Genomic DNA, 24,294 nt, shown 5'->3' on the forward strand with positions numbered 1-24,294 from the left:
GGTGCGCGCCCTTCGGCGGGCAGTACCCGGGAGAGAGTGCCGCCGAGCTACTTCTTGCCGGAGCGCAGCGTCTTGAACAGCATCTGGCCGAGGATGAAGGCCAGCAGCACCGAGAACGCCACGTTCGACCAGAACGGCGGAATGTGGGTGGCGATCACCGAGCCGAGCGGCGACAGCACGCTCGCCGCGATGCCGAGCACGGCCGCCGAGCGCAGGTCGACGTTGCGGCGTCGCGCGTTGCCGAGCGTGCCCGAGATGGAGCCCGGGATGAGCATGATGAGCGACGTGCCCTTCGCGACGAGGTCGCTCGCGCCGAAGAAGAACATCAGCACCGGCACGACGACCACCCCGCCGCCCACGCCCAGCAGCCCCGAGAGCACGCCCGTGATCAGGCCCGTCACCACGAGCAGTGCGCCGGTGAGCAGGGTGACGTCGATCACCGCGTCGCGCTGCGGGATCACGAACCACAGGCTGATCACCACACCCAGCAGGAACGCCATGAACATCCAGCGCAGGAAACCCGTCGGAATGCGCGACAGCAGGTAACTGCCGATCTGCGCGCCGACGACGACACCGGCGGCGAGCAGTGCCGCCGCCAACCAGTCGACGTTGCCCTGCAGCGAGTAGCCGATGCCACCCACGACCGCCGCCGGCAGGATCGCGGCCACCGAGGTGCCCGCGGCGAGCCGCTGCTGGAAGCCGAGGAACATCACCAGCATCGGCACGAGCACCACACCGCCCCCGATGCCGAAGAGGCCTGAGAGCAGGCCCGTGACCGCCCCGAGGACGGCGAGGATGAGGATGCTGGGACGGCTGGGCTGAGTCATGGAATTCGTTCTCTCGAGGGTGTGGCTGATCTGCGGGGCGGAGCGTATGGCCCGGCTCAGCCGGTGCCGTCGACCACGATCGCCGACCCGTCCGACCTCGGATCGCTCGCCGCCTCGTACCCCTGCGGCGTGACGCGGATCAGATTCGAGTGTCCCAGATCCTCGCTGTACGCGGGCACCGTCTTGAGCGGGAACCCCGCAGCGGCGATGGCGTCACGAGCCTCCACGGCCACGTCCTCCTCGATGAGCGCGCGCACCACCCCGTCGGCGCCGGGCTCCTCGACGATCCAGCGCGGGGCGTGCGTCGCCTCGTGCGGCGTGCTGCCCGCGAGCGAGCGCAGCAGCAACTGGGTATGGATCTGGGGCTGCGCCGATCCGCCCATCGTCGCCGGCACCCACGCGAGCTCGCCGTCGCGCAGGATCAGCACCGGCATGAGGGTGTGGCGCGGTCGACGGCCCGGCGCGAACGCGTTGGGCGAGTCGGGGTCGAGGGAGAAGGAGGTGCCACGGTTCTGGAACAGGATGCCCGTCTCGGGCTCGAGCACCGCCGCGCCGAAGCCGAAGTACACCGAGTTGATGAGCGAGATCGCCCAGCCGTCGGCGCTGACGGCGCTGAGGCCGACGGTGTCGCCGCTCGGCTTCGCCTCGCGCGGCGGCGGGTGCTCGGGGCGGCGCATCGCGATGAGCTCGGCGCCGGTGGGGCCGCCCGCCGCGGGATCCGCGAGGAACGCCGCCCGCACGGCGTTGCCGCCGCGGAAGGAGTCGGCGAGCGCCCCCGCGCCGGACCCGAGAGGATCCTCGATGCCGCCCGCGATGGCCTCGAGGGCGCGCAGCAGGATGAACCCCGAGGTGTTCGGCGGCCCGGTGATGACGCGGTGCCCGGCGTAGTCGCCCTCGAGCGGATCGTCCCAGAAGGCGGCGTAGGAGGCGGCGTCCTCGAGCGCGATCTTCGACCCGAGTTCCTGGAGTCCGGCGACCCAGCGCCGCGCGAGCTCGCCCTCGTAGAACTCCGAGGCCCCGTGCTCGGCGAGCCGGCGAAGCGAGGCGGCCAGCGCGGGCTGCACGAGCGGCTGCCCCTGCACGAGCGGCAGGCCCTCCGGAATGAACACGCCGCGGCAGCCCGCGTCGAGCTCGAGCACCTCGCGCTCCTCGACGATGGCAGCGGCGACCGACCGGGCGGTGGGCACCCCCTCTGCGGCGTACCGGACGGCGGCCTCGAGGTGCTGCGCCCACCTGCGCGTCGCCCCGAGCTCGTGCAGCGCCTCCCAGCCCCGCACGCCACCTGGCACCGTCACGGTGTCGATGCCGCGCAGCGGAAGCATCTCGCCGTACGACGCTCGAAGCGCGTCGAGCGACTGCGCCGCCGGTGCGGTGCCCGTGGCGTTGAGGAAGCGCACCTCGCCGTCGGGGCTGCGCACGAGCGCCACGAGGTCGCCGCCGAGCGCGACGTTGTTCGGGTACACCACGCACAGGGCGGCCGCGGCGGCGAGGGCCGCGTCGATCGCGTTGCCGCCGGCCTCGAGGGCGGCGGCGCCGGCCTCGGTGGCGAGGTGGTGAGAGGTGGAGATCGCTCCGCGTGCTCCGGTCATGACTGCTTCGCTCCCTTCTCTCGCCCGGCCAGGGCGATCTGCTGCGCGATGTCGAGCACGTGCGCCCGGGCCTCGCTCTCGGCGAGGTCTCCGTCGCCCTCCGCGATCGCCTCGAAGATGCGCCGGTGCGCGACGCTCGACGCCTCGCGGCGCTCCTTCGTCTGGTAGCGGCTCGCGCGGCTCGGAGCGATCTGCTGCGCGATCTGCTCGTTGATGAGCGCGAGCAGCGGGTTGTGGGTGTACTGCGCGATGGACTGGTGGAAGGCGCGGTCGAGTTCGGCGTACCGCTCCTTCGTGACGTCCTTCTCCATCGACTCGACGAGCTCCCGCAGCTGCGCCAGATCGCGCTGCGTCGCCCGGCTGGCGGTGAGGCGGGCGATGGGCGGCTCGACGATGGCGCGCAGCTCCATGATGTCGTGGATCTCGGGCCGCAGCGCCGCGACCGTGTCGAGCAGGTCGTCGGCGATCGTGGCCCGCTCCCCGGGGCGCAGTACGATCGTGCCCCGCCCGGGCTTGCGGTCGATGAGCCCGCGGTTCTCGAGCTCCCGCAGCGCCTCCCGGATCGAGACGCGCGAGACGCCGAGGTGCTGCGCGAGCTCGCGCTCGGCCGGAAGCTTCTCGCCCGGCGCGAGCTCGCCCTCGAGGATCAGGCGTTCAAGGTCGACCGAGAGCCGGTCGGGCACCGAGAGGGTCGCCCCCCTGTTGATCGAATCCCAGTCCATTGCGCACTTCCATTCTCACTTCGCTAGCCTCGCCGCCGGCCCGCCCGGCCGCACTCGTCCACTCCGAGCATCATCACGTGTCCGTGCTCTTGCCGAAGTAGGCCTCGTGCAGCTGCTCGTCCTCGAGCATGGCCTTCGCGTCGCCGCCGCCCGAGATCCTGCCGGTCTCCATGAGGTAGCCCCGATGCGCGATCGCGAGCGCCATCCTGGCGTTCTGCTCGATGAGCAGCACACTCGTGCCCGAGCGGTTGATCTCCTCGATCACCTCGAACATCTGCGCGACCACCTTCGGGGCGAGACCCATCGACGGTTCATCAAGCATAAGCAATCGCGGGCGCCTGATGAGCGCTCGGGAGAGCGCGAGCATCTGCTGCTCGCCGCCCGAGAGCGTCGCGGCGGTCTGGTGCCGGCGCTCCTCGAGCCGCGGGAAGAGCTCGAAGACGCTCGCGACCTCGGCGGAGAAGTCGGTCGACGCGCCCCAGTGGGCGATCTGCAGATTCTCGAACACCGTCATGCGCCCGAAGATGTGCCGGCCCTCGGGCACGAGCGACAGCCCCGCGCGCACGCGCTGCTCGGCTCGACTCGACGACACGTCCTTCTCCAGGAAGGAGGTCCTGCCGCGGCTCTTGTTGAGCCCGGCGATCGAGCGCAGCAGGCTGCTCTTGCCCGCGCCGTTCGCGCCGACCACGACGACGAGTTCGCCCTCATCGACGTGCATGTCGACGTCGGTGACCGCCCTGACGACGCCGTAGCGCACGTTCAGGCCTTCGACCTCGAGAATTCTCACTTCGCATCACTCCCCAGGTAGGCCTCGAGCACTTCCGGATTGACCCGGATCTCGGCGGGCGTGCCGTCGGCGATGATCATGCCGTGGTCGAGCACGATGATCCGGTCCGAGACCCCCATGAGCAGATCCATGTCGTGCTCGATGAGGATCACGTCGATGCCGCGCTCGCCGATCCGCTTGATGAGGCGGGCGAGATCGCGGGTCTCGCTCTCGTTGAGGCCCGCTGCGGGCTCGTCGAGCAGCAGTACGTTCGGTCGGGTCATGAGGGCGCGGGCGATCTCGACGCGGCGCTGCTGGTAGGCGTCGAGCGACGAGGCGCGCTTGTCGCGGCTGTCCCACACGTCCATGAACGCGAGCACTTCTTCGGCCTCGTCGACCGTGGCCCGCTCCGGCTTCCGCACGAACGGGAACGGCGAGAGGAACTTCGGCGCGAACCCCGCGAGTCGCGAGTGCCCGCCCACGAGCAGGTTCTCGAGCACCGTCATGTCCCAGAAGAGGCGCACGGTCTGGAAGGTTCTCGCGATGCCGCGCATCGATACCGCGCTCGACTCGAGGCTCTGCGTCTGCTCGCCGCCCAGCTCGATGGTGCCGGAGGTCGCCCGGGTGACGCCCGAGATCGCGTTGAGCAGCGTCGACTTGCCGGCGCCGTTCGGGCCCATGAGGCCGAGCACCTCGCCGTGCCTGAGCTCGAACGTCACCGCTTCGAGGGCGACGAGGCCGCCGAAGACCTGTTTGACGTTCTCGACTTTCAGCACCGGCTCCCCGGCGGCGACGGGGGTGTCGCGCTCGTTCACGATGAGCTCGCCCTCGGGCGCCTCGGTGCGGCCCCGCGCCCGGGTGAGCTCGAGGCGCTTGGAGATGATGCCGCCGGGCCGCAGGATCATGAGGATCACGACGATGAGGGCGAGGAAGCCCGTGCGGAACTCGGGGTGGGCCTGGATGAGCGGGATGTCCTTCGCGACGGCCTGGAAGAAGATCCACAGCACCGCCCCGGTCACCGGCCCCCACAGGGTGCCGGCGCCGCCGAGGATCACGAGGCTCAGCACGATGAAGTTGTCCTCGAGCGTGAAGCTGTCGGGGTTCACGAACTGGTTCATGTGGGCGAAGAACACGCCGATGACACCGGCGGTCGACGCCCCCACCACGTAGGCGAGCAGCTTGTAGCGGCGGGTGCGGATGCCCATCGACGAGGCGACGAGCTCGTCCTCGCGGATCGCGACCCAGGCGCGGCCGACGGGCGACGCGATGAGCGAGGCGAGCGCCACGACGAGGATCACCACGATGAGGAAGACGATGTAGTACGTCGTCAGGGGCCGCACGATCTCACCGGTGAGCGTGAGCGCCGGGATGTTGCGGATGCCGACCGCGCCGCCGGTGAACTCGGTCCAGTTGATGGAGACGATGCGCACGATCTCGCCGAAGGCGAGGGTCATGATGGCGAGGTAGTCGCCGCGGGCGCGCAGCGTGGGATAGCCGATGATCGATCCCGCTATCCCCGCGAACACGATCGCGGCGACCACGCTCAGTGGAAGCACCCACGCGAGCGCCGCGGGATTGTCGGCGAGGTCGACGCCGAACGTTCTCGTGCAGAATATGGCCGTCGTGTAGGCGCCCACGATGAAGAACGCGATGAAGCCGAGGTCGAGCAGGCCGGTGATGCCGACGAGGATGTTCAGGCCGGAGGCGAGGGCGACGTAGACGAGGGCGAGGGCCGCCACTCGGATCCACTTGTCGCCGGGCAGCGCGAGCGGTGCGAGCAACCCCACGAAGAGGAAGACCGCGGGCCAGATCCAGCGCTTGAGGCCGTGATCCTGCTTGAGGATGACGATGGGGGCGGTGTACGTGTTCGACATCGTTAGACCTTCTGTACCTCTCGGCGGCCGAGCAGACCCTGCGGGCGCAGCCACAGGATGATCACGAGGATCCCGAACGCGATGACGTCGCGGTAGGCGGATCCCTGCGGGACGTAGGACGCGGCGAGCTCCTCGCTCACGCCCAGCACGAGGCCGCCCACGAAGGCGCCCGGGATGCTGCCGATGCCGCCGAGCACGGCCGCGACCAGTGCCTTGAGCCCCGGCAGGAAGCCCATCGTGGCGGCCGCGAATCCGTACCGCTGCGAGTAGAGGAGGCCGGCGACCGCGGCCAGCGCCGAGCCGAGCACGAACGTCGTCGAGATGACCCGGTCGACGCCGATGCCCATGAGCCTCGCCGCGTCCTTGTCCTCGGCGGTCGCGCGGATCGCGCGGCCGATGGGGGTGAAGCGGATCACGGCCCAGAAGGCGAGGGTCACTGCGACCGCGACGCCGAGCACGATGAGGTCGATGCGCTGCACCCTCGCTCCGAGGATGTTGAGCGACTCCCCGAGGTCGGGGCGGGGCACCGGCAGTTGCGCGGCGCCGAAGAGGAAGGTCGCGACCGCGCGCAGCAGCATGGACACCGCGATCGCGGTGATGAGCATGGAGAGGATCGGCGCGTTGCGCAGCGGCCGATACGCGATCCTCTCGATGAGCCAGCCGATGAGCGAGCCGACGACGAGCCCGAAGAGGATCGCCGCCCAGCCGGGGAGGCCCGGGCCGTCGACGCTCGCGTCCGCGATGAGGATGTTGGTCTGGCCCGCGACGAGGGCTCCGATGGCGCCGAACATGAAGATCTCGCCGAAGGCGAAGTTCACCATGCCGAGGACGCCGTAGACCACGCTGAACGCGACGGCGAGAAGCCCGTAGATGCCGCCGACGGCGAGCCCGTTGATGATTTCCTGCATTGCCTAATCTCCGTAGCCTGCTGGGGAACCGGATGAGGATCCCGGTGGGCGCCGTCGCCGGCGCCCACCGGGGCGGTGCTACTCCTTGATGACCACGAAGGCGCCGTCTTCGATGCGCTGGAAGGTGAGGTTGCCCACACGGTTCCCCTCGTCGTCGAAGCTGATCTCGCCCGAGACCCCGGGGAAGCCCTCGGTGGCCGCGATCGCCTCGGCCACGGCCGCACGATCGGTCGATCCGGCGGTCTCCATCGCCTGTGCCGCGATGTACGTGGCGTCATAGGCGAGTGCGGCCCACGAGCTCGGCTCCTTGTCGTACTTGGCCGTGAAGGCCTCGACGAACGCGGCGGCCTCGGGGCTGTCGTCGCTCGCCGAGAAGGCCGAGTAGACCTCGACGCCCTCGGCGTTGGCGCCTGCGAGGTCGATGAAGAGCGGGCTCGCGGCACCGTCGGAGGCGAAGATCGGCGCGTCGGATCCGGCGTCGCGCACCTGGTTCACGATCTTGCCGGCCTCGGTGTAGAAGCCGCCGATGAAGACCGCGTCGGGGTCGTCGCGCAGTGCGGTGTCGACCGTGCTCGCGAAGTTCACCGTGCCCAGCTGGTAGGCCTGGGAGCTGGTGACGGTGCCGCCGGCCTCCTCGAAGCCCTCACTGAACGCGTCGGCGACGCCCTTGCCGTAGTCGTCCTGCTGATACAGCACGGCGACCTTCTCCACGCCCCGGTTCTCGGCGATGAACTTCGCCGCCTCGGCGCCTTGGTAGGCGTCGGTGAACACGGTGCGGAAGAAGATGTCGCTCGCGCCGCTCAGCTCGGGAGACGTGACAGCCGACGCGATGATCGGCAGGCCGCACTGCGTGTAGATGGGCAGGCCCGACAGCGCGACGCTCGAGAAGCTGAAGCCGAGAACGACCGGCACTTCGGCGTCGTCGCAGAACTCCTGCGCGACCACGGGGCCGTTGGCGGGCTTGCCCTCGTCGTCCACGCCTTCGAGGGTGAGGTCGCGATCGAGCACGCCGCCGTCGGCGTTGATCTCCTCGATCGCCAGGTCGATGCCCTCGCGCATCTCGAGCCCGTAGCTCGCGAAGTCGCCCGAGAGGGTCGCCGTGTATCCGATCGGGATCGCGCCCTCGGAGCCGCCTCCCTCGCCAGAGCCGCCAGAGCCGCCCGAGGAGCACGCGCTCAGCGTGAGGAGCGCAACGCCCGTCACGACCGCCAGTTTGGCTGTTCTCTTGCTCAACATTCTCATCACATCCGTCGGTTCGGAGGTCAGTCGACCGTCTCGATCGTCATCCAGTTTTCGAAGCAGTGGTTCGCGGCGAGCGACGTGACGCCGATCGTGGCGCGGCCGCCGAGTCCGTTCTCCTCGCCGAACACGTCGCGGAAGAGGTCGGTGGCGCCGCACGAGACCAGGTTCACGTCGACGAAGTCGGGCGCCGCGACCACGAAGTTCAGAGAGTTCACGAGGCACTTCACGCGGTCGAGCGAGCCGAGCGCGAGGCGCATCGTGCCCAGGCAGTTCAGCGCGGTCTGCCGAGCCTCGGCGTAGCCCTGCTCGACGGTGACCTCGGCGCCGAGACGGCCGGCGTGGGTGGGCTGGCCGTTGTGGCCCACGATGTCGGCGACGTGGCCCGAGAGGAAGAGCAGGTTCCCGGTCTTGTGGAACGCCTTCATCGTGCCGTAGTAGGTGCCGTGGTAGCCGCCGTCGCTGTAGTCGGGGATATCGAGACCGAGCTCGGCCACGCGGGCTTCGTATGAGACAGACACTATATTTCTCCTTCTTCTCGTCCTTGAGGTGTCGGCTGAGTCAGGACTATTGGTCTGACCGAATGACCGACTGTCCATGAGCTTATAGCGGCGGAAGCGGAAGGGGAAGCCTTCAGCGGAGATTTTTCGAGACCGCAACGAAGTCGTCACACAGCACCCCTCGGGAAGCGCCTTGCGCCCGCGGCTCCCCGCGCCCGAGTCACCCTGAGACCGAGGCACCTGCGGCCGAGAGGCGGGTTCCGCACGCCGCGCAGACCGGTCTCATGCGAAATCCGCCTCTCGGCACCGCCCGGGCACGCAGAAGAGGGGCCCCGCGATACATCGCGGAGCCCCTCCTGAGCCTGGAGAGCGACGGCTACTGCGGCTGCAGGCCGAGGTCTTCGAGCCCGATCGCGAAGCGGTACTCGTATCCCTCGCCCTCGATGCGCGCCTTCGCCGGCGCCTGGCGATCCACCACCACGGCCACCGCGACGACCTCGGCGCCCACCTTCTTCAGCGCCTCGATGGCCGCGAGCGGCGAACCGCCGGTCGTCGAGGTGTCCTCGACCACCACGACGCGCTTGCCCTCGAGGTCGGGCCCCTCGACCTGGCGGCCGCGGCCGTGATCCTTCGGCTCCTTTCGCACCACGAACGAGTCGTAGACCCTGCCGCGCGCGACGCCCTGGTGCATGATCGCCGACGCGATCGGATCGGCGCCCATCGTGAGCCCGCCCACGGCGACCACGCCATCGATGTCGTCGATGAGGTCGAGCATCACCTGGCCGATGAGCGGAGCCGCGCGATGGTCGAGGCTCAGCTTCCGCAGATCGATGTAGTACGTGGCCTTCTTGCCGCTCGTGAGCGTGAAATCGCCGTGGAACACGGCCTCGCTCTTGATGAGGTCGATGAGCTGTTCGCGCGCAGTCGTCATGCAGAAGATCCTACTCGCGCTCGGATCGCCGCCGGTGCAGCGGGCGCGCCCAGCCCCGTGCCCTAGATTCGAGTGCAGGGAGGGTTCATGTCACCACTGCAGGCCGGTGAGCCGCAGGCCACCGCGGAACTGGCCCGGCTCTTCGCAGAGGGCCCGGCCGCCGTGCTGACGGGCGCGGGGATCAGCACCGACTCGGGCATCCCCGACTACCGCGGCGCGGGCACGCCCCCGCGCACCCCCATGAGCATCGCGCAGTTCATGGACGACGAGGCCTACCGGCGCCGCTTCTGGGCCGGGGCCCGCATCGGCTTCCTGCGATCGAGCGGGGTCGCCCCCAACGCCGGCCACCTCGCCCTCGCGCGGCTCGAGGCGGCGGGCCGCATCGGCGGGGTCATCACCCAGAACGTCGACGACCTGCACCGGCGCAGCGGATCCCGCACCGTCGTCGAGCTGCACGGCAACGGCAGCGTGATCCGCTGCCTGCGGTGCGGCGCGCGCTGGAGCCGGGCCGACGTGCTCGGCTGGTTCGACGACCTCAACCCCGGCTTCGCGGAGCGCAACGCGCACGCCGAGATCGCACCCGACGGCGACGCCAGGGTCTCCGGCACCGAGCGTGTCGTCGTGCCGTCGTGCCCGGGCCGCGGCGCCCCGTGCGGCGGGCTGCTGCGCCCCGACGTGGTCTACTTCGGCGAGACCGTGCCGCCGGCGGTGTTCAGCGCCGCCGAGACGCTCGTGCGCGACGCGAGCGCGCTGCTGCTCGTCGGCACCTCGCTCGCGGTGAACACCGGCATGCGGCTGCTGCATCGCGCCGAACGGCGCGGGATCCCCATCGCGGTCATCAACCGCGGGCCGACCGCGGTCGACCGCCGCGACTCGGTCGCCGTGCGCATCGAGGGGGGCACGAGCGAGACGCTCAGCGCTCTGGCCTCCGCACTCGACGTCCGCGTCTGACGGCGGCGGCCCGCCCGCGGGTCGTTCCCGCGGCACGGGCCGCCTCCGTCACTTGACGCTCTCGAGGAAGTTGCGCGTCCGCTGCCGCTGCGGGCGGTCGAGCACCTCGTGGGGCGGTCCGGCCTCGACGACGACGCCGCCGTCCATGAACACCACCTGGTCCGCCACGCCTCGCGCGAAGCCGATCTCGTGCGTCACGACGATCATCGTCATGCCGTCCCGGGCGAGCTCGCGCATCACGTCGAGCACGTCGCCGACGAGCTCAGGATCCAGCGCCGAGGTCGGCTCGTCGAACAGCATCAGCTTCGGATCCATCGCGAGCGCCCGTGCGATAGCGATCCGCTGCTGCTGGCCGCCCGAGAGCTGCGCCGGGTAGTGGCCCGCGAAGTCGCCGAGGCCGACGCGGTCGAGCAGTTCGAGCGCCCGGCCCTTCGCCATCGCCCGGGAGCGCCCCGCGACGCCCACCGGCGCCTCCATGATGTTCTCGAGCGCGGTCAGGTGCGGGAAGAGGTTGAAACGCTGGAACACCATGCCGATGCCCTGACGCTGCCTCGCGATCTGCCGCGGGGTCATCTCGTGGGTCTTGTTCCCCGCCTGTCGATAGCCGATGAGCTCGCCGTCGACGATGATGCGGCCGCCGTCGATCGTCTCGAGGTGGTTCACGCAGCGCAGCAGCGTCGACTTCCCGGAGCCCGACGGGCCGAGGAGCACGGTCACCGAGCCCGCGGGCACGGCGAGGGAGATGTCGCGGAGCACCTCGTGGGCTCCGAAGCTCTTGCGCACGCGGCGGATCTGCACGAGGGCTTCGGCCGGCGAAGTCTCGGGCGCGGTCGTGGTCTGCGTCATGGTCATGCTCCGATCACCTCGACGGCGTGGGTGGGTGGCGCGGGCGCGGGGCCCGGCTTGCGGCTCTGCAGCGCCGCCCGGAGGCGCTGCAGCGGAGTGGGCGGGAGATTGCGGGTGCTGCCCCGGCCGAAGCGGCGCTCGAGGTAGTACTGCGGCACCGAGAGCACGCTCGTCATGAGCAGATACCAGATGCTCACCACGATGAGCAGCTCGACCTGCTTGAGGTTCGACGAGGAGATCACCGAGGCCTGGGTGTAGAGCTCCATCACCGCGATCACCGACAGCAGCGACGTGTTCTTGAGCATCGAGATGAGCTCGTTGCCCATCGGCGGGATGATCACGCGCATCGCCTGCGGCAGGAGCACCCGCCGGAAGGTGTAGAGCGGCGACATGCCGAGCGAGTAGGCGGCCTCGCGCTGCCCCTCGTCGACGGACATCATGCCGGCGCGCACGATCTCGGAGGAGTAGGCCGCCTGGTTGAGCGTCAGCGCGAGCAGGCCGGCGATGAACGGCGTGACGAGCGCGTTCGTGTCCATCGACCAGAAGACGACGTCGGTGAGTGGGATGCCGAGGCGGATCTGGTCGAACAGCAGCCCGAGGTAGCCCCAGAGTACGATCTGCACGAGCACCGGCGTGCCGCGGAACGCCCACACGTAGAACCAGGCGACGCTGAGCAGCACCGGGTTCGAGGAGAGCCGCATCGCGGCGATGACGATCGCGAGCACCGTCGACACCGCCATCGAGATCACCGTGATGAGGATCGTGAGCCAGACCCCCTCGAGGATGCGGGCGTCGAAGAGGAACGCGCCGACCGTCGTGAAGTCGAGGTTCGGGTTCGTCGCGATGATCCCGACGAACCACACGATCAGGGCGAGCACGACGACCGCGCTGATCCAGCACCAGGGGCGCCGGAGCGGAATCGCCTCGACGTCGTCGTCGGTGGAGAACCCCTGGTCTGCCGCAGCCGAGCCTCGTGAGATCATCGGCGCGGTCACGAGGCGGCCTTCCCCTGGTTCACCGCGGCGGTCTCCACCGCGTAGGCGCCGATGTTGTTGCGGTCGAGCACCTGCTGGTAGGCGCCCTCCTCGATGAGCGCCTGGAGTGCGGCGCGCACGGCCTCGACGAGCTCGGTGTCGTCCTTGAGGATCCCGATACCGCTGAACACGGGATTGAAGCCGGAGGGGTTCTCGGGGTCGCGCACGATCTCGAACGCCTTCCCGTCGTCGGTCGTCGCGACGACGTACTCGGCGACGACGGCGTCGGCGGTATAGGCCTGGCTCTTGCCCGCGCGGAGGGCGGTCTGCGCGTCGAGATCCGAGGGGAGCTCCATGACGTTGATGCCGCAGTCCATCGCGCGCAGCAGCTCGCCCTGGATGGTCGCCTTCTGCACCGACACCGTGAGCCCGCAGAGATCGCGCTGGGTGGTGATGCCCTCCGGGTTGCCGTGCTTCACGGCGATGGCGAAGCCGCCGTGGGTGTAGTCGACGAAGCTCAGGGTCTCCTGGCGCTCCGGGGTGTCGTTCATGCCCGACATGATGATGTCGTTCTTGCCCGCCTGCAGCGACGGGATCACCGAGTCGAAGGCCTGCTTGTTGAGCGAGACGTCGATGCCGAGCTTCTGCCCGATGAGCCGGCCGAGCTCGGGATCGAAGCCGACCGCACGGTTGGTCTCGTCGTACATCGCCATCGGCGGGAAGGGGATGTCGACGGCGATGTCGATCCGCCCTTTCTCGACGATCTCCTCCGGCAGCAGCTCGGTGAGCGCCGCGTCGGTCGTCGTGCTGATCTCATCGCCGACGGGCAGACCGTCATCGGCGCCCGACCCGCTCGCGGCGCCGGCTCCCGAGGTCGTCGTGTTCGAGCAGCCGGTGACGACCAGCGCGAGCGCGGCCGCAGCTGCGAGCAGGGTGAGGGATGTCTTCTTCATGGGGGTCCTTCGTCGTTGGAGGAGGATGGGGGTCGGAGGGCGCGGCGGACGCCGCGCCCGGCGTCAGTCGCGCGCGCCGAGCACCGGCTCGTGCAGGCGCAACAGGTCGTCGTAGGTCTCGCGTCGGGTGACGAGGCGGGCCTCCCCGTCTCGCACGAGCACGATGGCGGGCTTGAGGGCGCCGTTGTAGTTGTTCGCGAGGGTGTAGTTGTAGGCGCCCGTGCCGGGCATCACCACGAGGTCGCCCACCCGCGCCGCGGGCATCGGGGCGCCGTCGATGAACAGGTCGCCCGACTCGCACTGGCGACCGACGAGCTGCACCGTCTCGGTCCACGGCTCGTCGATGCGGTCGGCGAGCAGCGCCTCGTAGCGCTGCGCGGTGAGGGCGATGTCGAGGTTGTCGGCGAGGCCTCCGTCGATCGCCACGAAGACGTCGCCCGTGCGCTTCACCGACACCACGCGGTACAGGGTGACCCCCGCGCGCGCGACGACCGATCGGCCCGGCTCGATCATGAGGCGGGCGTCTGCCGGCAGGTGCTCGCGAGCCGCGGCGACGATCGCGTCGAGGTACTCGTCGACGGACGGCGGGGTCTCGTCGTAGGTGTACTGCACCCCGAGCCCGCCGCCCACGTCGTAGGTGCCGAAGGTGCCGACGGTCGAGATGTTGGCGACCGCCTCGGCGAACTGCCGGGTGTTCAGGATCTGCGAGCCGATGTGCAGGTGCACCCCTTCGAAGTGCATGAGCGGGTGCGCCTGCATCCGGGCGATGGCGCGCTTCGCCTGGTCCATCGGCAGGCCGAACTTCGACTTCGCGCCGCCGGTCGCCTGGGAGGCGTGGGTCTCGGCTTCGACGCCGGGGATCACTCGCAGGAGCAGGGCCTGCGGGCGCTCGAGCAGCCGCTCGAGCCGATCCAGCTCGTCCTCGTTGTCGACGATGATCGCCCCGACGCCCGCCTCGAGCGCCATGCGGAGTTCGGCGTCGGTCTTCGCGTTGCCGTGGAAGTGGAGCTTCTCGGGCCGCACGCCGGCCGCGAGCGCGAGCCGCAGCTCGCCACCGCCTGCGACGTCGACCGAGAGGCCCTCCTCGTGCGCGATGCGGTACATGCCCGGCACCGGCAGCGACTTGGAGGCGAAGAGCACCTCGGAGTTCGGCCAGCGCTCGGCGAGGCCGTCGATGAAGCGGCGGATCTGGCGCCGCAGCCCGGCTTCGTCCATGATGTGCAGCGGGGTGCCGTACGTCTCGGCGAGCTCGGTGACCCCGACGCCGCCGATCGCGAGCTCGCCGCCGCGCGGGCCGTCGATGCGAGCGGACTCCTCGGGGAGGATGCTCCAGAGGTCATCGAGCCTGGTGCCGTCGGGGGCGGTGCGGGCAAGCGTCTGTGTGTGGGCCACTGGGATCTCCGTTCACGTCGTCGTGACACCCACTTTAGGCACCTAGGCCCCCGCCTATATTGTGGTTTTCTTATATATTTACGGCATGGAATCCAAGATTTCGACAAGTCCTGCGGACGGTGCGCTGCGACTCGAGGCCCTGGTCTCGGAGCTGGGCCCGCACACGGCGACCGCGGTCGGCGCAGACCCGGCCGGCCGCACCGTGCGCGCCGCCGAGTTCCACGACGCGCTCGAGGAGCTGCCCGACGAGCCCGACACGCTCCTCCTGGCCCCCTCGACCACGCAGGCCGCGGCGGCCGAGTTCGAGGCGCTCGCCGTTCTCGCGGCGCGACTCGGCTACGCCGCCATCGCGCTGAAGTGCCGCGACGCCGACGTCGACGCGCTGGCGGGGATCTCGCGCCGCACCGGAATCCCCCTCATCCGCGTCGGCGAGCGGGTGAGCTGGCGCATCTTCGACGCGCTCATCGCCCAGCTGCTCGGCGAGCACCGCTACAGCGAGGACACCCACCGCGACCGGGGCGCAGAACCGCTCTTCGCGCTGGCGAACGAGCTCGCCGAGTTCTTCGGCGGATCCGTCGCCATCGAAGACCTCGGCCGTCGCATCATCGCCTACTCCTCAGTGCCCGGGCAGGTCATCGACCGCCTCCGCACCCAGGGCATCCTCACCCGGAAGGTGCCGGACTCCCCGTTCAACGACGACCAGTACCGCACCGTGCTCCGGTCGACGGAGCCGATCAAGTACCCGCGCCTCGACGACGAGGAGCCGCGCGTCGCCTTCGCGATCCACGCCGGCACCCTGCCCCTCGGCACCGTGTGGGCGATCGATGCGAGCGGCGCCCCGGAGCTCACCGCCGAGCAGGAGGAGCGCATGCGCACCGCCGCAGCCCTCGCCGCATCGCACATGCTCGACGACCTGCGCGTGCGACGCGCCACCCAGCAGCCCCGCGAGGACCGGTTTCGCACCCTGCTCGACGGCGACGACGTCGGCGGCTCGGAGTTCGCCGAACTCGGCATCTCCGAAGAGCACGGCGCAGAGCTCCTCGTGTTCTTCCCCGAGCAGCGCGAGCACTCGCCCCTCCCGGCGCACCTGCGCTCCCTCCTGCAGCGCCACCTCGTGCTCCAGCGCCCCGAGGCGGTCACTGCCGTGCGCGGCGGCCGCGTCTACGCGCTCGTCGAGCACGCCGGATCCCGGTCGCCGCGAGATCTCGTCGAGCCCGTACTGCCGGTCATCGACCGGCTGCTCGGGCCCGGCGTGCGCGTCGCGCTGCCGGGCGTCGCGTCGAGGCCCGGCGAGATCGCACCGCTGCGCGACCTCGCGACACGCCTCTTCGACGTCGCGCCCGCGGCGCCCGCCGACGCGCCCGACGCGCGCCTGCTCACCGTCGAGGCCCTGCGACCCGCGCTCGTCTTCGAGCGGGCCGCCGCCCTCTTCGCCGAAGCCCCCGAACTGGGGTCGCCGGCGATCGGGCTCCTGCGCGAGACCGACCCCCTCGTGGCCGACACCCTCATCGCCTGGTGCGGCGCCTTCGGCAACGTCGCTCGCACGGCGCGCGAACTCGGCATCCACGAGAACACGGTGCGCTACCGCCTGAAGCGGGCGCACGAGCACCACGGCGTCGACCTCTACGATCCGGATACGCTGCTCGCAGCGTGGCTGCAGCTGCGCTGCGGAGTCGGGGCCGTCTGACCCGAAGGAACCCGCGAGGGCGCGGTGCGCTACTCGGCGCGTGCGATGCGCGTCATCTCGTCGCGCGGCACCACCTTGACGCGGGTGCGGCCGGCCTGCTCGCCGAGGCCGAGCTCGTGGTCGTCGAGCCGGTGCCAGCCCTCGATCGTCGTGTACGGCACCTCGCGCGCGTGCAGCAGCTCGGGGATCGCCTCCGCCTCGGGAGCCTCGGGCCGCCACCAGTTCGCCCGATCCTCCATGAGGCACTCGAGGGTCTCCATGGCGTCGCTCTTCGTGTGACCGATGAGACCGACCGGTCCGCGCTTGATCCAGCCCGTCGCGTAGACGCCGGGGATCTGCTCGCCCTCGAGATCCTGCACGCGGCCCTGCGCGTTCGGGATCACGCCGCGGGCGTCGTCGAAGGGGATCTCGTCGAGCGGCGAACCGAAGTAGCCGACCGCGCGGTAGAGCGACTGCATCGGGATCACCTCGAACTCGCCCGTGTCGATCACGCCGCCCTGCCCGTCGGGCGCGGTGCGCTCGACGCGCAGGCCGGCCACGCGACCGTCTTCGACGACCACCTCGACCGGCTTCGACCAGAAGTGCAGGTGCAGGCGGCGCGACGCCGGCTCGACCTCGCCGGCCTCGCGCTGCTGCTGCTCGGCCCGCCACTTGTCCATGATGCGGGTCATCACCACGACCTGCTTGTTCTTCGAGAGCGTCTCGTCGGCGTAGGCGTCGTCGACGTCGAAGTCGCGCTCGTCCACCACCATGTCGACGTCGCGCACCTCGCCGAGCTCGCGCAGTTCGAGCGGCGTGAACTTCACGTACTTGGGGCCGCGGCGGCCGAAGAGGTGCAGCTCCTCGATCGGGTTCTGCTTGAGCCCCGCGTACACGTTGTCGGGGATCTCGGTGGGCAGCAGGTCGTCGGCGTGCTTGATCAGCATGCGCGAGATGTCGAGCGCCACGTTGCCGTTGCCGACGACGCCCACCTCGCGCGCCTCGAGCGGCCAGGTGCGGGGCACGTCGGGGTGCCCGTCGAACCAGCTCACGAAGTCGGCGGCGCCGTAGGAGCCCTCGGCGTCGATGCCGGGGATGTTCAGCGAGGCGTCGCGGATCGCGCCCGTCGCGAAGATCACCGCGTGGTAGTGCTTCTTGAGGTCTGCCAGCGTGATGTCCTCGCCGTAGCGCACGTTGCCGAAGTAGCGGATGTCACCGCTGTCGAGCACCTCGCGCAGCGCGGTGATGATGCCCTTGATGCGCGGGTGATCGGGCGAGACGCCGTAGCGCACGAGGCCGTACGGCGCCGGAAGCTGCTCGAACAGGTCGATCTCGACCTCGAAGTCGCGCTCCGCCTTCAGCAGCAGATCGGCGGCGTAGATCCCCGCCGGCCCTGCCCCGACGATCGCCAGTCGCATCTTGCTCATTCTCAGCCTTCCCTGTTCACGATCGAATCGGCCATGCGCTCGAGCGCGCGCCGCACCGAGGTCTTCGGCAGCACCTCGAGCACGGCCTTCGCATCCTCGGCCCAGCGGTGCGCCGTGGCCTCCGTCTCGCGGGTCACCTCGTGGGCCCGCAGCTCTTCGACCTCGGGGTCGAGCACGGCCGGATCCGCGCCCTCGCGGATGGCCGAGACGCCCGTCTCGATCCTGCCCAGCAGCTCGGCGTCCGAGGCGCCGCCCGCCGCGGCCCGCTGCTGCAGCAGCAGCAGCGGCAGCGTCGCGACACCCGCGCGCAGGTCGGTGCCGGCGCGCTTGCCCGTCTGCTCCTTCTTCGGAGACAGATCGATCACGTCGTCGATCAGCTGGAACGCCACGCCGATGCGCTCGCCGTACTCCATCACCGGGTCGGCGTACTCGGCCGGAGCGCCGCCGAACATCACGCCCATGCGGGCCGCCGTCGCGATCAGCGCGCCCGTCTTGTCGGCGAGCACCTGGATGTAGTGCTCGATCGGCTCGTCGCCCGGCTGCGGTCCCACCGTCTCGTGCAGCTGGCCCAGGCAGAGGCGCTCGAAGGTGCGCGCCTGCAGCAGGATCGCCTCCTCGCCCATGCCGGAGACGAGCGTCGAGGCTCGCGCGAAGAGCAGATCTCCGGCGAGGATCGCCACCGAGTTCGACCACACCGTCTGGGCCGCCGGCACCCCCCGGCGCAGCTTCGCGTCGTCCATCACGTCGTCGTGGTACAGCGACGCCAGGTGCGTCATCTCCACCGCCTGCGCGGCGCGGCGCACCTGCTCGTTCGGGCCGCTGCCGAGCTCGCTCGTGAGCAGGGTCAGCATGGGTCGGATCCGCTTGCCGCCGGCCTCCATGAGGTACCGCGCAGGCGCGTCGGCTACCGGCGACGCGAAGCGCAGGTGCTCGGTCAGCTCGGACTCGATCAGCTCGAGCTGCTGCTGCAGCTCCTTCGCGTGCCGGCGATCCTGCACGCCACGGAAGAGGCGCATGGGCAACGCCTGGGTCGCAGTGTCTTCGGCCATGGAACGGCTCACTGGGTGGCTCCGCCCTTCGGGGTGTCGGTCTTCGAAGCGTCGGTCGAGGCCCTGGATACGAAGCCGCGGTGCAGCGCCACGATGCCGAAGGTGAGGTTGCGGTAGGCGACGCGGTCGAGGCCGGCCCCGCGCATCCACCGGCAGAGCTCGGCCTGATCCGGCCACGCCTCGATCGACTCGTTGAGATAGCGGTACGCCTCGGCCGCCTCGCGGTTGATGAGGCCCGCGATGCGGGGCAGCACATGGCGGCCGTACCACTGGTAGGGACTCCGGATCAGCGACGACGGAGGCGTCGAGAACTCCGCGATCACCACCCGCCCGCCCGGCTTCACGACGCGGCTCATCTCGGCGAGCGCCTTGCGCGGATCGCTCACGTTGCGCAGCCCGTAGGAGATGGTGGCCGCGTCGAAGCTGTCGTCGTCGAAGGGCAGCTGCGTGGCGTCGGCCCACACGAAGTCGATCAGGTCGTTATCGGCGTGACGGCGGCGCCCCTCGGCGAGCATGCCCTCCGAGAAGTCGGCGGCCATGACGTGCGCGCCGTGCGCGGCCAGAGCGGCCGACGAGGTGCCCGTGCCCGCGGCGAGGTCGAGGATCCGCATGCCCTTGCGCGGGGCGATCGCACGAGTCGTGGCGATGCGCCACAGCCGGTCGTTGCCGACGGTGAGCACGTCATTGATCAGGTCGTAGCGAGGGGACACCTCGTCGAACATGGCTGAAACATCGGCCGCATGCTTGGTCTCGGTGTCGGGTCGGGTCACCCCTCCATGCTAGTCCTTCGCACCTCGGGACTGGCATGGAGCCCGCCGCCGTCCGACACCGCGCGCGATGCCCGCGCGAACCGCACGCGCTCGCGCGTTCGCCCGGGCCGACTCGTGGCGTCGTCTCCGCGGAGAGCGTCGGCCCGGTCCGGGCGCCTCGGCGGCACCCAGGCCGAGCCGGTAGATTGGTGCGGGTGACGAGCGATCCCGAGGTGCCCCGGCTGCGTGCGGTGACCCGCAGTCTCGCCGGCATCCCGGATCTGCTCTCCCTCGCCGACCCGCAGCGGCCCATGCTCTGGCACCGCGACGACCGCGGCAGCGTCGGCCTCGGCGAAGTGCTGCGCCTCGGCTTCCGCGGGCCGAACCGCTTCCGCGACGCCGCCGAGCACTGGCGCCGCCTCGCCGCGGCCGCCGAGATCGACGATCCGGTGGGTCTGCCCGGCACGGGCCTCGTCGCGCTCGGCGCCTTCGCCTTCGACGACCGCAGCACCGCCGAGAGCGTGCTGGTGGTGCCCCGCCTCGTCGTGGCCCGGCATCGCGACGCCGCCTGGATCACCGAGATCTCGAGAGTCGACGAGGCAGGGGGCTCCGAGATCACGGGCGTCGAAGCCCCCGGCGTCGAAGTGCCCGGTGCCGAAGCCCCGGGCTCCCCTGCGCGATCGTCGGCGCCCGAGCTCCCCGCCGCTGCCGCGCCAGGCGAGTGGCGGGGCACCGCCTTCGCGCCGCGGGCCCTCCCCCACGGCAGCGGGCGGTCGACGCGCGACTCGGTCGACGCCTACATCTCGGGCGTGCACGAGGCGGTGGAGCGCATCACCCGAGGCGAGGCCGAGAAGATCGTGCTCGCCCGCCAGATCGAGGGGCGCGTCGAAGCCGGGGCCGATCTGCGGGTGCCGCTGCGGCGGCTCGCCGAGCGCTACCTCGACTGCTGGACCTTCGCGGTCGACGGCCTCGTCGGCGCGAGCCCCGAGACGCTGATCCGCTCGACGGGCGGCGCCGTCTCCGCCCGCGTGCTCGCCGGCACCCGCGCCAGGCACGACGACGACCCGCAGCGCGACGCCCGCGCCCGCGCCCAGCTGCTGACGAGCGCGAAGGAGCAGCACGAGCACGCCTTCGCCGTGCAGAGCGTGGTGACGGCGCTGTCGCCCCACGTTCGCGATCTGCGCACGAGCGAGGAGCCCTTCCCGCTGCGCCTGCCGAACGTGTGGCACCTCGCGACCGACCTCGGCGCGACGCTCGACGAGCTCAGCTCGGCGATCGAGCTGGTCGGCGCACTGCACCCGACCGCCGCCGTCGCGGGCACGCCGACCGCGGCCGCGGTCGAGTCGATCGCCGAGCTCGAGCCCTTCGACCGCGGCCGCTACTCGGGCGCCGTCGGCTGGATCGACGCCGCCGGCGACGGCGAGTGGGTGATCGCGCTGCGGTGCGCGCAGCTGGGCGAGCCCGCCGCCGACGGGTCGCGCCCGATCGTGGCGAGCGCCGGCGGCGGCATCGTGGCGGGCTCGGATCCCGAGCACGAGCTCGGCGAGACGGTCTCGAAGCTGCGCCCCATCACCGAGGCCTTCGCCGAGTAGGCTCCGCGCCTCGCCCCTCGGCGGGGTCAGGCCGCCTCGGCGTGCGGAAGGCTCAGGCGGGCCAGCGCATGCCGGCGGTGCGCTCGATGCGGGCGCGCTCGGCCGCGACGTCGAAGTCGGCCTCGGGCCACCGCGGATCGATCCGCTGCAACTCCGAGATCACGATGCGCTGCACCGCGGCTCGCGCATACCACTTCGCGTTCGCCGGCACCACGTACCAGGGCGCCCGCTCGGTGGCGGTGCGCTCGATCGCGATGCCGAAGGCGTCCATGTATTCGGGCCAGAACTCGCGCTCGTCGACGTCGCCCGCGTTGTACTTCCAGTGCTTCTCGGGGTCGTCGAGACGGGCGAGCAGGCGCTCGGCCTGCTCCTCGGGAGAGATGTGCAGCATGATCTTCACGACGCGCACGCCGTCGTCGACGAGCCGCCGCTCGAAGTCGACGATCGCGCCGTAGCGGCGCTCGATCTCCTCGGGAGGCGCGAATCCGCGCACGCGCTGGATCAGCACGTCCTCGTAGTGCGAGCGGTCGAACACGCCGATCATGCCGGGCGCGGGCACGCGCGGCTCGATCCGCCACAGGAAGTCGTGGGCGCGCTCCTCCTCCGTGGGGGCCTTGAACGCCGAGAGCGCGAGCCCGTAGGGCTCGACCTGGCTGAACACGTGGTTCACGATGCCGCCCTTGCCCGCCGCGTCCATCGCCTGCAGCACCACGAGCAGCCGGTCGCGCGCCCCGAGCCGGCTCTGGGCGAAGAGCTTCTCCTGCAGGCCGCGCAGCTGCTGCGCCGAACGGACCAGCTCTTCGATCCCCTCCCGCTTGCGGGCCTCGGTGCCGGGTTTCGCGTCGGGATCCACGTCGCGCAGGTCGAAGCCGGGCCCCACCCGCAGCAGCCGCGTCACATCGTCGGTCCAGAATCCCCCGGTCATGCGTCCTCCTCCGTCGGCGTCCCCTCCACTGTATGCCCGCCGCGCCGTCGGACCGTCCTCGCCGCCGCGCCGTCGGGCCGTCCTCGCCGCCGCGGCGCGCGCCTCCCGCTGGGAGTATCGCCCGCAGCCGCGCTCCGACGGAGCTATGGCGCCAGCGGAATCTCGACGAGGCTCGGGCCCGTCACCGGCTCCGTGAGCAGGTTCTCGAGCTCGCCGCGCGTGGCGACGCAGCGGTACTCCCAGCCGTAGGCGCGGGCGAGCGACTCGAGATCGGCCCGCTGCGGCGTGCGCATCACACGGGTGAAGAGCTCGGGATCGGCCGCACCGGCGACCTCGAGGCCGTCGAAGATGGTTCCGCCGCCGTCGTTGCCGACGAAGAGCTGGATGCGCGGGGTCGGCTCTCCCTCGGGCAGCAGCAGGGAGCCCGCGTCGTGCAGCAGCGCGAGGTCGCCGATCAGCACGCGCGTGGTGCCAGCGGCCCGCGCGGGATCCGCGTCGCCCTGACTGGCTGCGGCGATCCCGAGCGCCGTCGCGACCGTGCCGTCGATGCCGGCGAGGCCGCGGTTGGCGTGGACGTCGACCTTGCGCGCGGCGGCGAGGCCGTCGAGCACCCGCACGAGTCGCGAGGCGGCGAGCACCAACCGGTCGTGCGGCCAGGTGGCGCGCCACACGCTCTCGACGAGCAGCTCTCGCGAGATCGGCTCGCGCATCGCGGCGACCTCGGCGCGCGCATACGCGCTGCGCTCCTTGTAGCCGGTGGCGAGGGCCGCCTCGAGGTCGGGCTCGTGCACGGTGGTGCGCTCGCGCAGCAGCTCGCGGTCGGCCAGCACCCAGGCCCCCAGCCAGCGGCGCAGCGCGCGCGGATCGTGATCATCGGCGACCCGCACGCGCGGCACGACGCGGGCGGCGCGGGCGGGATCGTAGTGATCGGCGCGGGGGTGCGGATCGACCACGACCACGTCGACGTCGTCGCGTCGAAGCAGAGCGGGCACCTGGCGGGTGAGCGTGGGGTGGCCGAACACGACGGCCTGCTCCACGAGCTCGCCGAGGGGCGGGCCGTCCTCGCGCGGAGCGGTGAGCAGGGTGGCGTAGGCCGCGATCGTCTCGCGCCCGAAGCGCGAGCCGCTCACCACCTCGGCGAGCAGCGGCAGCCCCGCGGCGTGGGCGAAGGCCTCGGCCTCGGGTCCCGCGCCCTCCCCCGCGATCACCACCGCGAGTGCGTCGCCCCGGTGCACGTAGGCGTCGGCATCCGCGGGGTCGACTGCACCGTCGCGCGGCGTGACCGACGCGGCCCGGATCGCCGACCCCTCGTCGGCGGCGGCCTCGAAGCCGCGGCCGATCATCGCGTCGAAGCCGCGCGTTCCCGAGAGCGGCTCTCGGAACGCGATGTTGAGCTGCACCGGACCGGCGGGGGCCGCTCCCGGCGCCCCGAGCGAGGCCCGCAGCGCGGCCTGGGCGAGGGCGCCGGGGTCGCGGCCCGGATCCCGCGGCAGGTCGCCGCCCGCTTCGAACTCGGGAGCGGGCACATCGAGTGACAGGCGGGCGACTGAGCCGAAGAGGCCGGCCTGGCTCGTGGTCTGATTGCTGCGGATGCCGCGCAACTCGTCGGGGCGGTCCGCGGTGATGAGCATCAGCGGCACCCGGGCCTCATGCGCCTCGAGCACCGCGGGGGACAGGTTGGCGACGGCCGTGCCGCTCGTCACGATGACCGGGGCGGGCACCCCCGTTTCACGTGCAACGCCCAGCGCGAAGAACGCCGCCGAGCGCTCGTCGAGGCGCACGTGCAGACGGATCGCGTCGGCCCGCTCGGCCGCGGCCGCCGCGAGGGCGAGCGCCTGCGAGCGCGACCCCGGGCACACCACGATGTCGCGCACGCCGCGGCGGATCAGCTCTCCGAGCAGTTCCACCGCGAACACCGAAGACGCGGCCGGCCCCGCGGGGGCTCCCGACCCGTCACCGCCAGGCGAGCCCGAGCCGTGCGGCCCGGCGCTCACTTCTGCGCCGCGTCGTCGTCGGGGCCCGGCTGCTCCTCACCGCGCGGCTCGGCATCGGGATCGGATGCCTCTTCGCCCGGGAACTTCTCGTCGTCGAGCTCGCGCAGCCGCTGTTCGAGATCGCGCATGTGCGAGTCGAGGTCGGCCGACGACATGCGGGTCCCCGCGAATCGAGGGTCGTCGTCGGGCGCCGCAGGCCGCTTGGCCGGCGTCGCCCCCTTGCCGATCATGAACCAGAGCACCCCGCCGATCACCGGCAGCAGCACCACGAGCACGACCCACACGGGCTTCGAGACGCCGCGCGCGCGCGATCCATCAGTCATCGCCGCATCGACGAGAGCGTACAGCGTGAACGCCACGGCGATGACGATCCCGATAATCACGAATCGCACCATACACCCATGGTACCGATCCCGACTG

The 24,294-nt window shown here is 71.1% G+C and carries 22 protein-coding genes; 3 read left to right on the plus strand and 19 right to left on the minus strand.

Features of this window, described 5'->3' with window-relative positions; all coding sequences use genetic code 11:
• Window positions 1–47: 47 nt before the first annotated feature.
• From H490_RS22735 to pyrE, 9 genes are all read right to left on the minus strand, one after another.
• Window positions 48–827, minus strand: coding sequence for a sulfite exporter TauE/SafE family protein (locus tag H490_RS22735; RefSeq protein WP_017883757.1), 780 nt, complete (start codon window positions 825–827; stop codon window positions 48–50).
• A gap of 56 nt (window positions 828–883) precedes the next feature.
• Window positions 884–2,416: a gamma-glutamyltransferase family protein gene (locus H490_RS22740; protein ID WP_017883758.1), complete on the minus strand. Its 1,533-nt coding sequence runs from the start codon at window positions 2,414–2,416 to the stop codon at window positions 884–886.
• Entirely contained in the window at window positions 2,413–3,138 is a 726-nt protein-coding gene (locus H490_RS22745; RefSeq protein ID WP_017883759.1) for a FadR/GntR family transcriptional regulator, read from the minus strand. The genes H490_RS22740 and H490_RS22745 overlap by 4 nt, the downstream gene beginning before the upstream one ends.
• Before the next feature lie 73 nt (window positions 3,139–3,211).
• Complete coding sequence (locus tag H490_RS22750; protein WP_323749070.1) at window positions 3,212–3,919, minus strand: ABC transporter ATP-binding protein; 708 nt, start codon at window positions 3,917–3,919, stop codon at window positions 3,212–3,214.
• Between the two features lie 2 nt (window positions 3,920–3,921).
• Window positions 3,922–5,778 (minus strand): ABC transporter permease subunit, encoded by a 1,857-nt coding sequence (locus tag H490_RS22755; protein ID WP_017883761.1) that lies wholly within the window; start codon window positions 5,776–5,778, stop codon window positions 3,922–3,924.
• A 2-nt stretch (window positions 5,779–5,780) separates the two neighbouring features.
• Window positions 5,781–6,686 (minus strand): branched-chain amino acid ABC transporter permease, encoded by a 906-nt coding sequence (locus H490_RS22760; RefSeq protein WP_017883762.1) that lies wholly within the window; start codon window positions 6,684–6,686, stop codon window positions 5,781–5,783.
• Between the two features lie 78 nt (window positions 6,687–6,764).
• Window positions 6,765–7,889 carry an ABC transporter substrate-binding protein gene (locus tag H490_RS22765; protein ID WP_017883763.1) on the minus strand — a complete coding sequence of 375 codons (1,125 nt, stop codon included), beginning with the start codon at window positions 7,887–7,889 and terminating at the stop codon, window positions 6,765–6,767.
• A gap of 59 nt (window positions 7,890–7,948) precedes the next feature.
• Window positions 7,949–8,446 (minus strand): RidA family protein, encoded by a 498-nt coding sequence (locus tag H490_RS22770; RefSeq protein WP_031289928.1) that lies wholly within the window; start codon window positions 8,444–8,446, stop codon window positions 7,949–7,951.
• Between the two features lie 355 nt (window positions 8,447–8,801).
• The gene (gene pyrE, locus H490_RS22775; protein ID WP_017883765.1) at window positions 8,802–9,356 is read right to left on the minus strand and encodes an orotate phosphoribosyltransferase; all 555 of its coding nucleotides are present in this window, start codon (window positions 9,354–9,356) and stop codon (window positions 8,802–8,804) included.
• 87 nt (window positions 9,357–9,443) lie between these two features.
• On the opposite strand from pyrE, the gene H490_RS22780 reads away from it, so the two are divergent.
• Entirely contained in the window at window positions 9,444–10,307 is an 864-nt protein-coding gene (locus H490_RS22780) for a Sir2 family NAD-dependent protein deacetylase (protein WP_017883766.1), read from the plus strand.
• Window positions 10,308–10,355: 48 nt separating this feature from the next.
• On the opposite strand, the gene H490_RS22785 is transcribed toward H490_RS22780, so the two are convergent.
• The 4 genes from H490_RS22785 to lysA form a co-directional block, all read right to left on the minus strand.
• The gene (locus tag H490_RS22785) at window positions 10,356–11,159 is read right to left on the minus strand and encodes an amino acid ABC transporter ATP-binding protein (protein ID WP_017883767.1); all 804 of its coding nucleotides are present in this window, start codon (window positions 11,157–11,159) and stop codon (window positions 10,356–10,358) included.
• Window positions 11,156–12,148, minus strand: coding sequence for an amino acid ABC transporter permease (locus H490_RS22790; RefSeq protein WP_017883768.1), 993 nt, complete (start codon window positions 12,146–12,148; stop codon window positions 11,156–11,158). Before H490_RS22790 ends, H490_RS22785 begins: the two co-directional genes overlap by 4 nt.
• Entirely contained in the window at window positions 12,145–13,080 is a 936-nt protein-coding gene (locus H490_RS22795) for an ABC transporter substrate-binding protein (RefSeq protein ID WP_017883769.1), read from the minus strand. The genes H490_RS22790 and H490_RS22795 overlap by 4 nt, the downstream gene beginning before the upstream one ends.
• Before the next feature lie 63 nt (window positions 13,081–13,143).
• Window positions 13,144–14,472, minus strand: a complete 1,329-nt coding sequence (gene lysA / locus H490_RS22800) for a diaminopimelate decarboxylase (RefSeq protein ID WP_017883770.1) — start codon at window positions 14,470–14,472, stop codon at window positions 13,144–13,146.
• An 85-nt stretch (window positions 14,473–14,557) separates the two neighbouring features.
• Between lysA and H490_RS22805 the strand changes: the two genes are divergently transcribed.
• The gene (locus H490_RS22805; RefSeq protein WP_017883771.1) at window positions 14,558–16,159 is read left to right on the plus strand and encodes a PucR family transcriptional regulator; all 1,602 of its coding nucleotides are present in this window, start codon (window positions 14,558–14,560) and stop codon (window positions 16,157–16,159) included.
• 29 nt (window positions 16,160–16,188) lie between these two features.
• Here the strand turns inward: H490_RS22805 and H490_RS22810 are convergent, their stop codons facing one another.
• From H490_RS22810 to ubiE, 3 genes are read right to left on the minus strand one after another with little or no spacing between them, the layout of a single operon-like run.
• Window positions 16,189–17,565: an FAD-dependent oxidoreductase gene (locus tag H490_RS22810; RefSeq protein WP_017883772.1), complete on the minus strand. Its 1,377-nt coding sequence runs from the start codon at window positions 17,563–17,565 to the stop codon at window positions 16,189–16,191.
• A 2-nt stretch (window positions 17,566–17,567) separates the two neighbouring features.
• Window positions 17,568–18,614 carry a polyprenyl synthetase family protein gene (locus H490_RS22815; protein WP_017883773.1) on the minus strand — a complete coding sequence of 349 codons (1,047 nt, stop codon included), beginning with the start codon at window positions 18,612–18,614 and terminating at the stop codon, window positions 17,568–17,570.
• 8 nt (window positions 18,615–18,622) lie between these two features.
• Window positions 18,623–19,384 (minus strand): bifunctional demethylmenaquinone methyltransferase/2-methoxy-6-polyprenyl-1,4-benzoquinol methylase UbiE, encoded by a 762-nt coding sequence (gene ubiE / locus H490_RS22820; protein WP_017883774.1) that lies wholly within the window; start codon window positions 19,382–19,384, stop codon window positions 18,623–18,625.
• A 194-nt stretch (window positions 19,385–19,578) separates the two neighbouring features.
• Here ubiE and H490_RS22825 point away from each other — a divergent pair, with 194 nt between their 5' ends.
• Window positions 19,579–20,955 (plus strand): isochorismate synthase, encoded by a 1,377-nt coding sequence (locus H490_RS22825; protein WP_017883775.1) that lies wholly within the window; start codon window positions 19,579–19,581, stop codon window positions 20,953–20,955.
• A 52-nt stretch (window positions 20,956–21,007) separates the two neighbouring features.
• On the opposite strand, the gene H490_RS22830 is transcribed toward H490_RS22825, so the two are convergent.
• From H490_RS22830 to H490_RS22840, 3 genes are all read right to left on the minus strand, one after another.
• On the minus strand, window positions 21,008–21,880 hold the full coding sequence (locus tag H490_RS22830; protein ID WP_017883776.1) for a PPK2 family polyphosphate kinase: 873 nt from the start codon (window positions 21,878–21,880) through the stop codon (window positions 21,008–21,010).
• Between the two features lie 143 nt (window positions 21,881–22,023).
• Entirely contained in the window at window positions 22,024–23,796 is a 1,773-nt protein-coding gene (gene menD / locus H490_RS22835) for a 2-succinyl-5-enolpyruvyl-6-hydroxy-3-cyclohexene-1-carboxylic-acid synthase (protein ID WP_017883777.1), read from the minus strand.
• Between the two features lie 74 nt (window positions 23,797–23,870).
• Window positions 23,871–24,269 carry a PLDc N-terminal domain-containing protein gene (locus tag H490_RS22840; protein WP_017883778.1) on the minus strand — a complete coding sequence of 133 codons (399 nt, stop codon included), beginning with the start codon at window positions 24,267–24,269 and terminating at the stop codon, window positions 23,871–23,873.
• Window positions 24,270–24,294: the final 25 nt, after the last annotated feature.

Source organism: Leucobacter sp. UCD-THU, assembly GCF_000349545.1.
GTDB classification, from domain to species: domain Bacteria; phylum Actinomycetota; class Actinomycetes; order Actinomycetales; family Microbacteriaceae; genus Leucobacter; species Leucobacter muris.

What these genes read in the sequence shown, in the direction of transcription:
- H490_RS22735 (WP_017883757.1), bottom strand. Translation starts at nt 827, where the DNA reads ATGACTCAGCCCAGCCGTCCCAGCATCCTCATCCTCGCCGTCCTCGGG.
- H490_RS22740 (WP_017883758.1), bottom strand. Translation starts at nt 2,416, where the DNA reads ATGACCGGAGCACGCGGAGCGATCTCCACCTCTCACCACCTCGCCACC.
- H490_RS22745 (WP_017883759.1), bottom strand. Translation starts at nt 3,138, where the DNA reads ATGGACTGGGATTCGATCAACAGGGGGGCGACCCTCTCGGTGCCCGAC.
- H490_RS22755 (WP_017883761.1), bottom strand. Translation starts at nt 5,778, where the DNA reads ATGTCGAACACGTACACCGCCCCCATCGTCATCCTCAAGCAGGATCAC.
- H490_RS22760 (WP_017883762.1), bottom strand. Translation starts at nt 6,686, where the DNA reads ATGCAGGAAATCATCAACGGGCTCGCCGTCGGCGGCATCTACGGGCTT.
- pyrE (WP_017883765.1), bottom strand. Translation starts at nt 9,356, where the DNA reads ATGACGACTGCGCGCGAACAGCTCATCGACCTCATCAAGAGCGAGGCC.
- H490_RS22780 (WP_017883766.1), top strand. Translation starts at nt 9,444, where the DNA reads ATGTCACCACTGCAGGCCGGTGAGCCGCAGGCCACCGCGGAACTGGCC.
- H490_RS22785 (WP_017883767.1), bottom strand. Translation starts at nt 11,159, where the DNA reads ATGACCATGACGCAGACCACGACCGCGCCCGAGACTTCGCCGGCCGAA.
- H490_RS22795 (WP_017883769.1), bottom strand. Translation starts at nt 13,080, where the DNA reads ATGAAGAAGACATCCCTCACCCTGCTCGCAGCTGCGGCCGCGCTCGCG.
- H490_RS22805 (WP_017883771.1), top strand. Translation starts at nt 14,558, where the DNA reads ATGGAATCCAAGATTTCGACAAGTCCTGCGGACGGTGCGCTGCGACTC.
- H490_RS22810 (WP_017883772.1), bottom strand. Translation starts at nt 17,565, where the DNA reads ATGAGCAAGATGCGACTGGCGATCGTCGGGGCAGGGCCGGCGGGGATC.
- H490_RS22815 (WP_017883773.1), bottom strand. Translation starts at nt 18,614, where the DNA reads ATGGCCGAAGACACTGCGACCCAGGCGTTGCCCATGCGCCTCTTCCGT.
- H490_RS22830 (WP_017883776.1), bottom strand. Translation starts at nt 21,880, where the DNA reads ATGACCGGGGGATTCTGGACCGACGATGTGACGCGGCTGCTGCGGGTG.
- H490_RS22840 (WP_017883778.1), bottom strand. Translation starts at nt 24,269, where the DNA reads ATGGTGCGATTCGTGATTATCGGGATCGTCATCGCCGTGGCGTTCACG.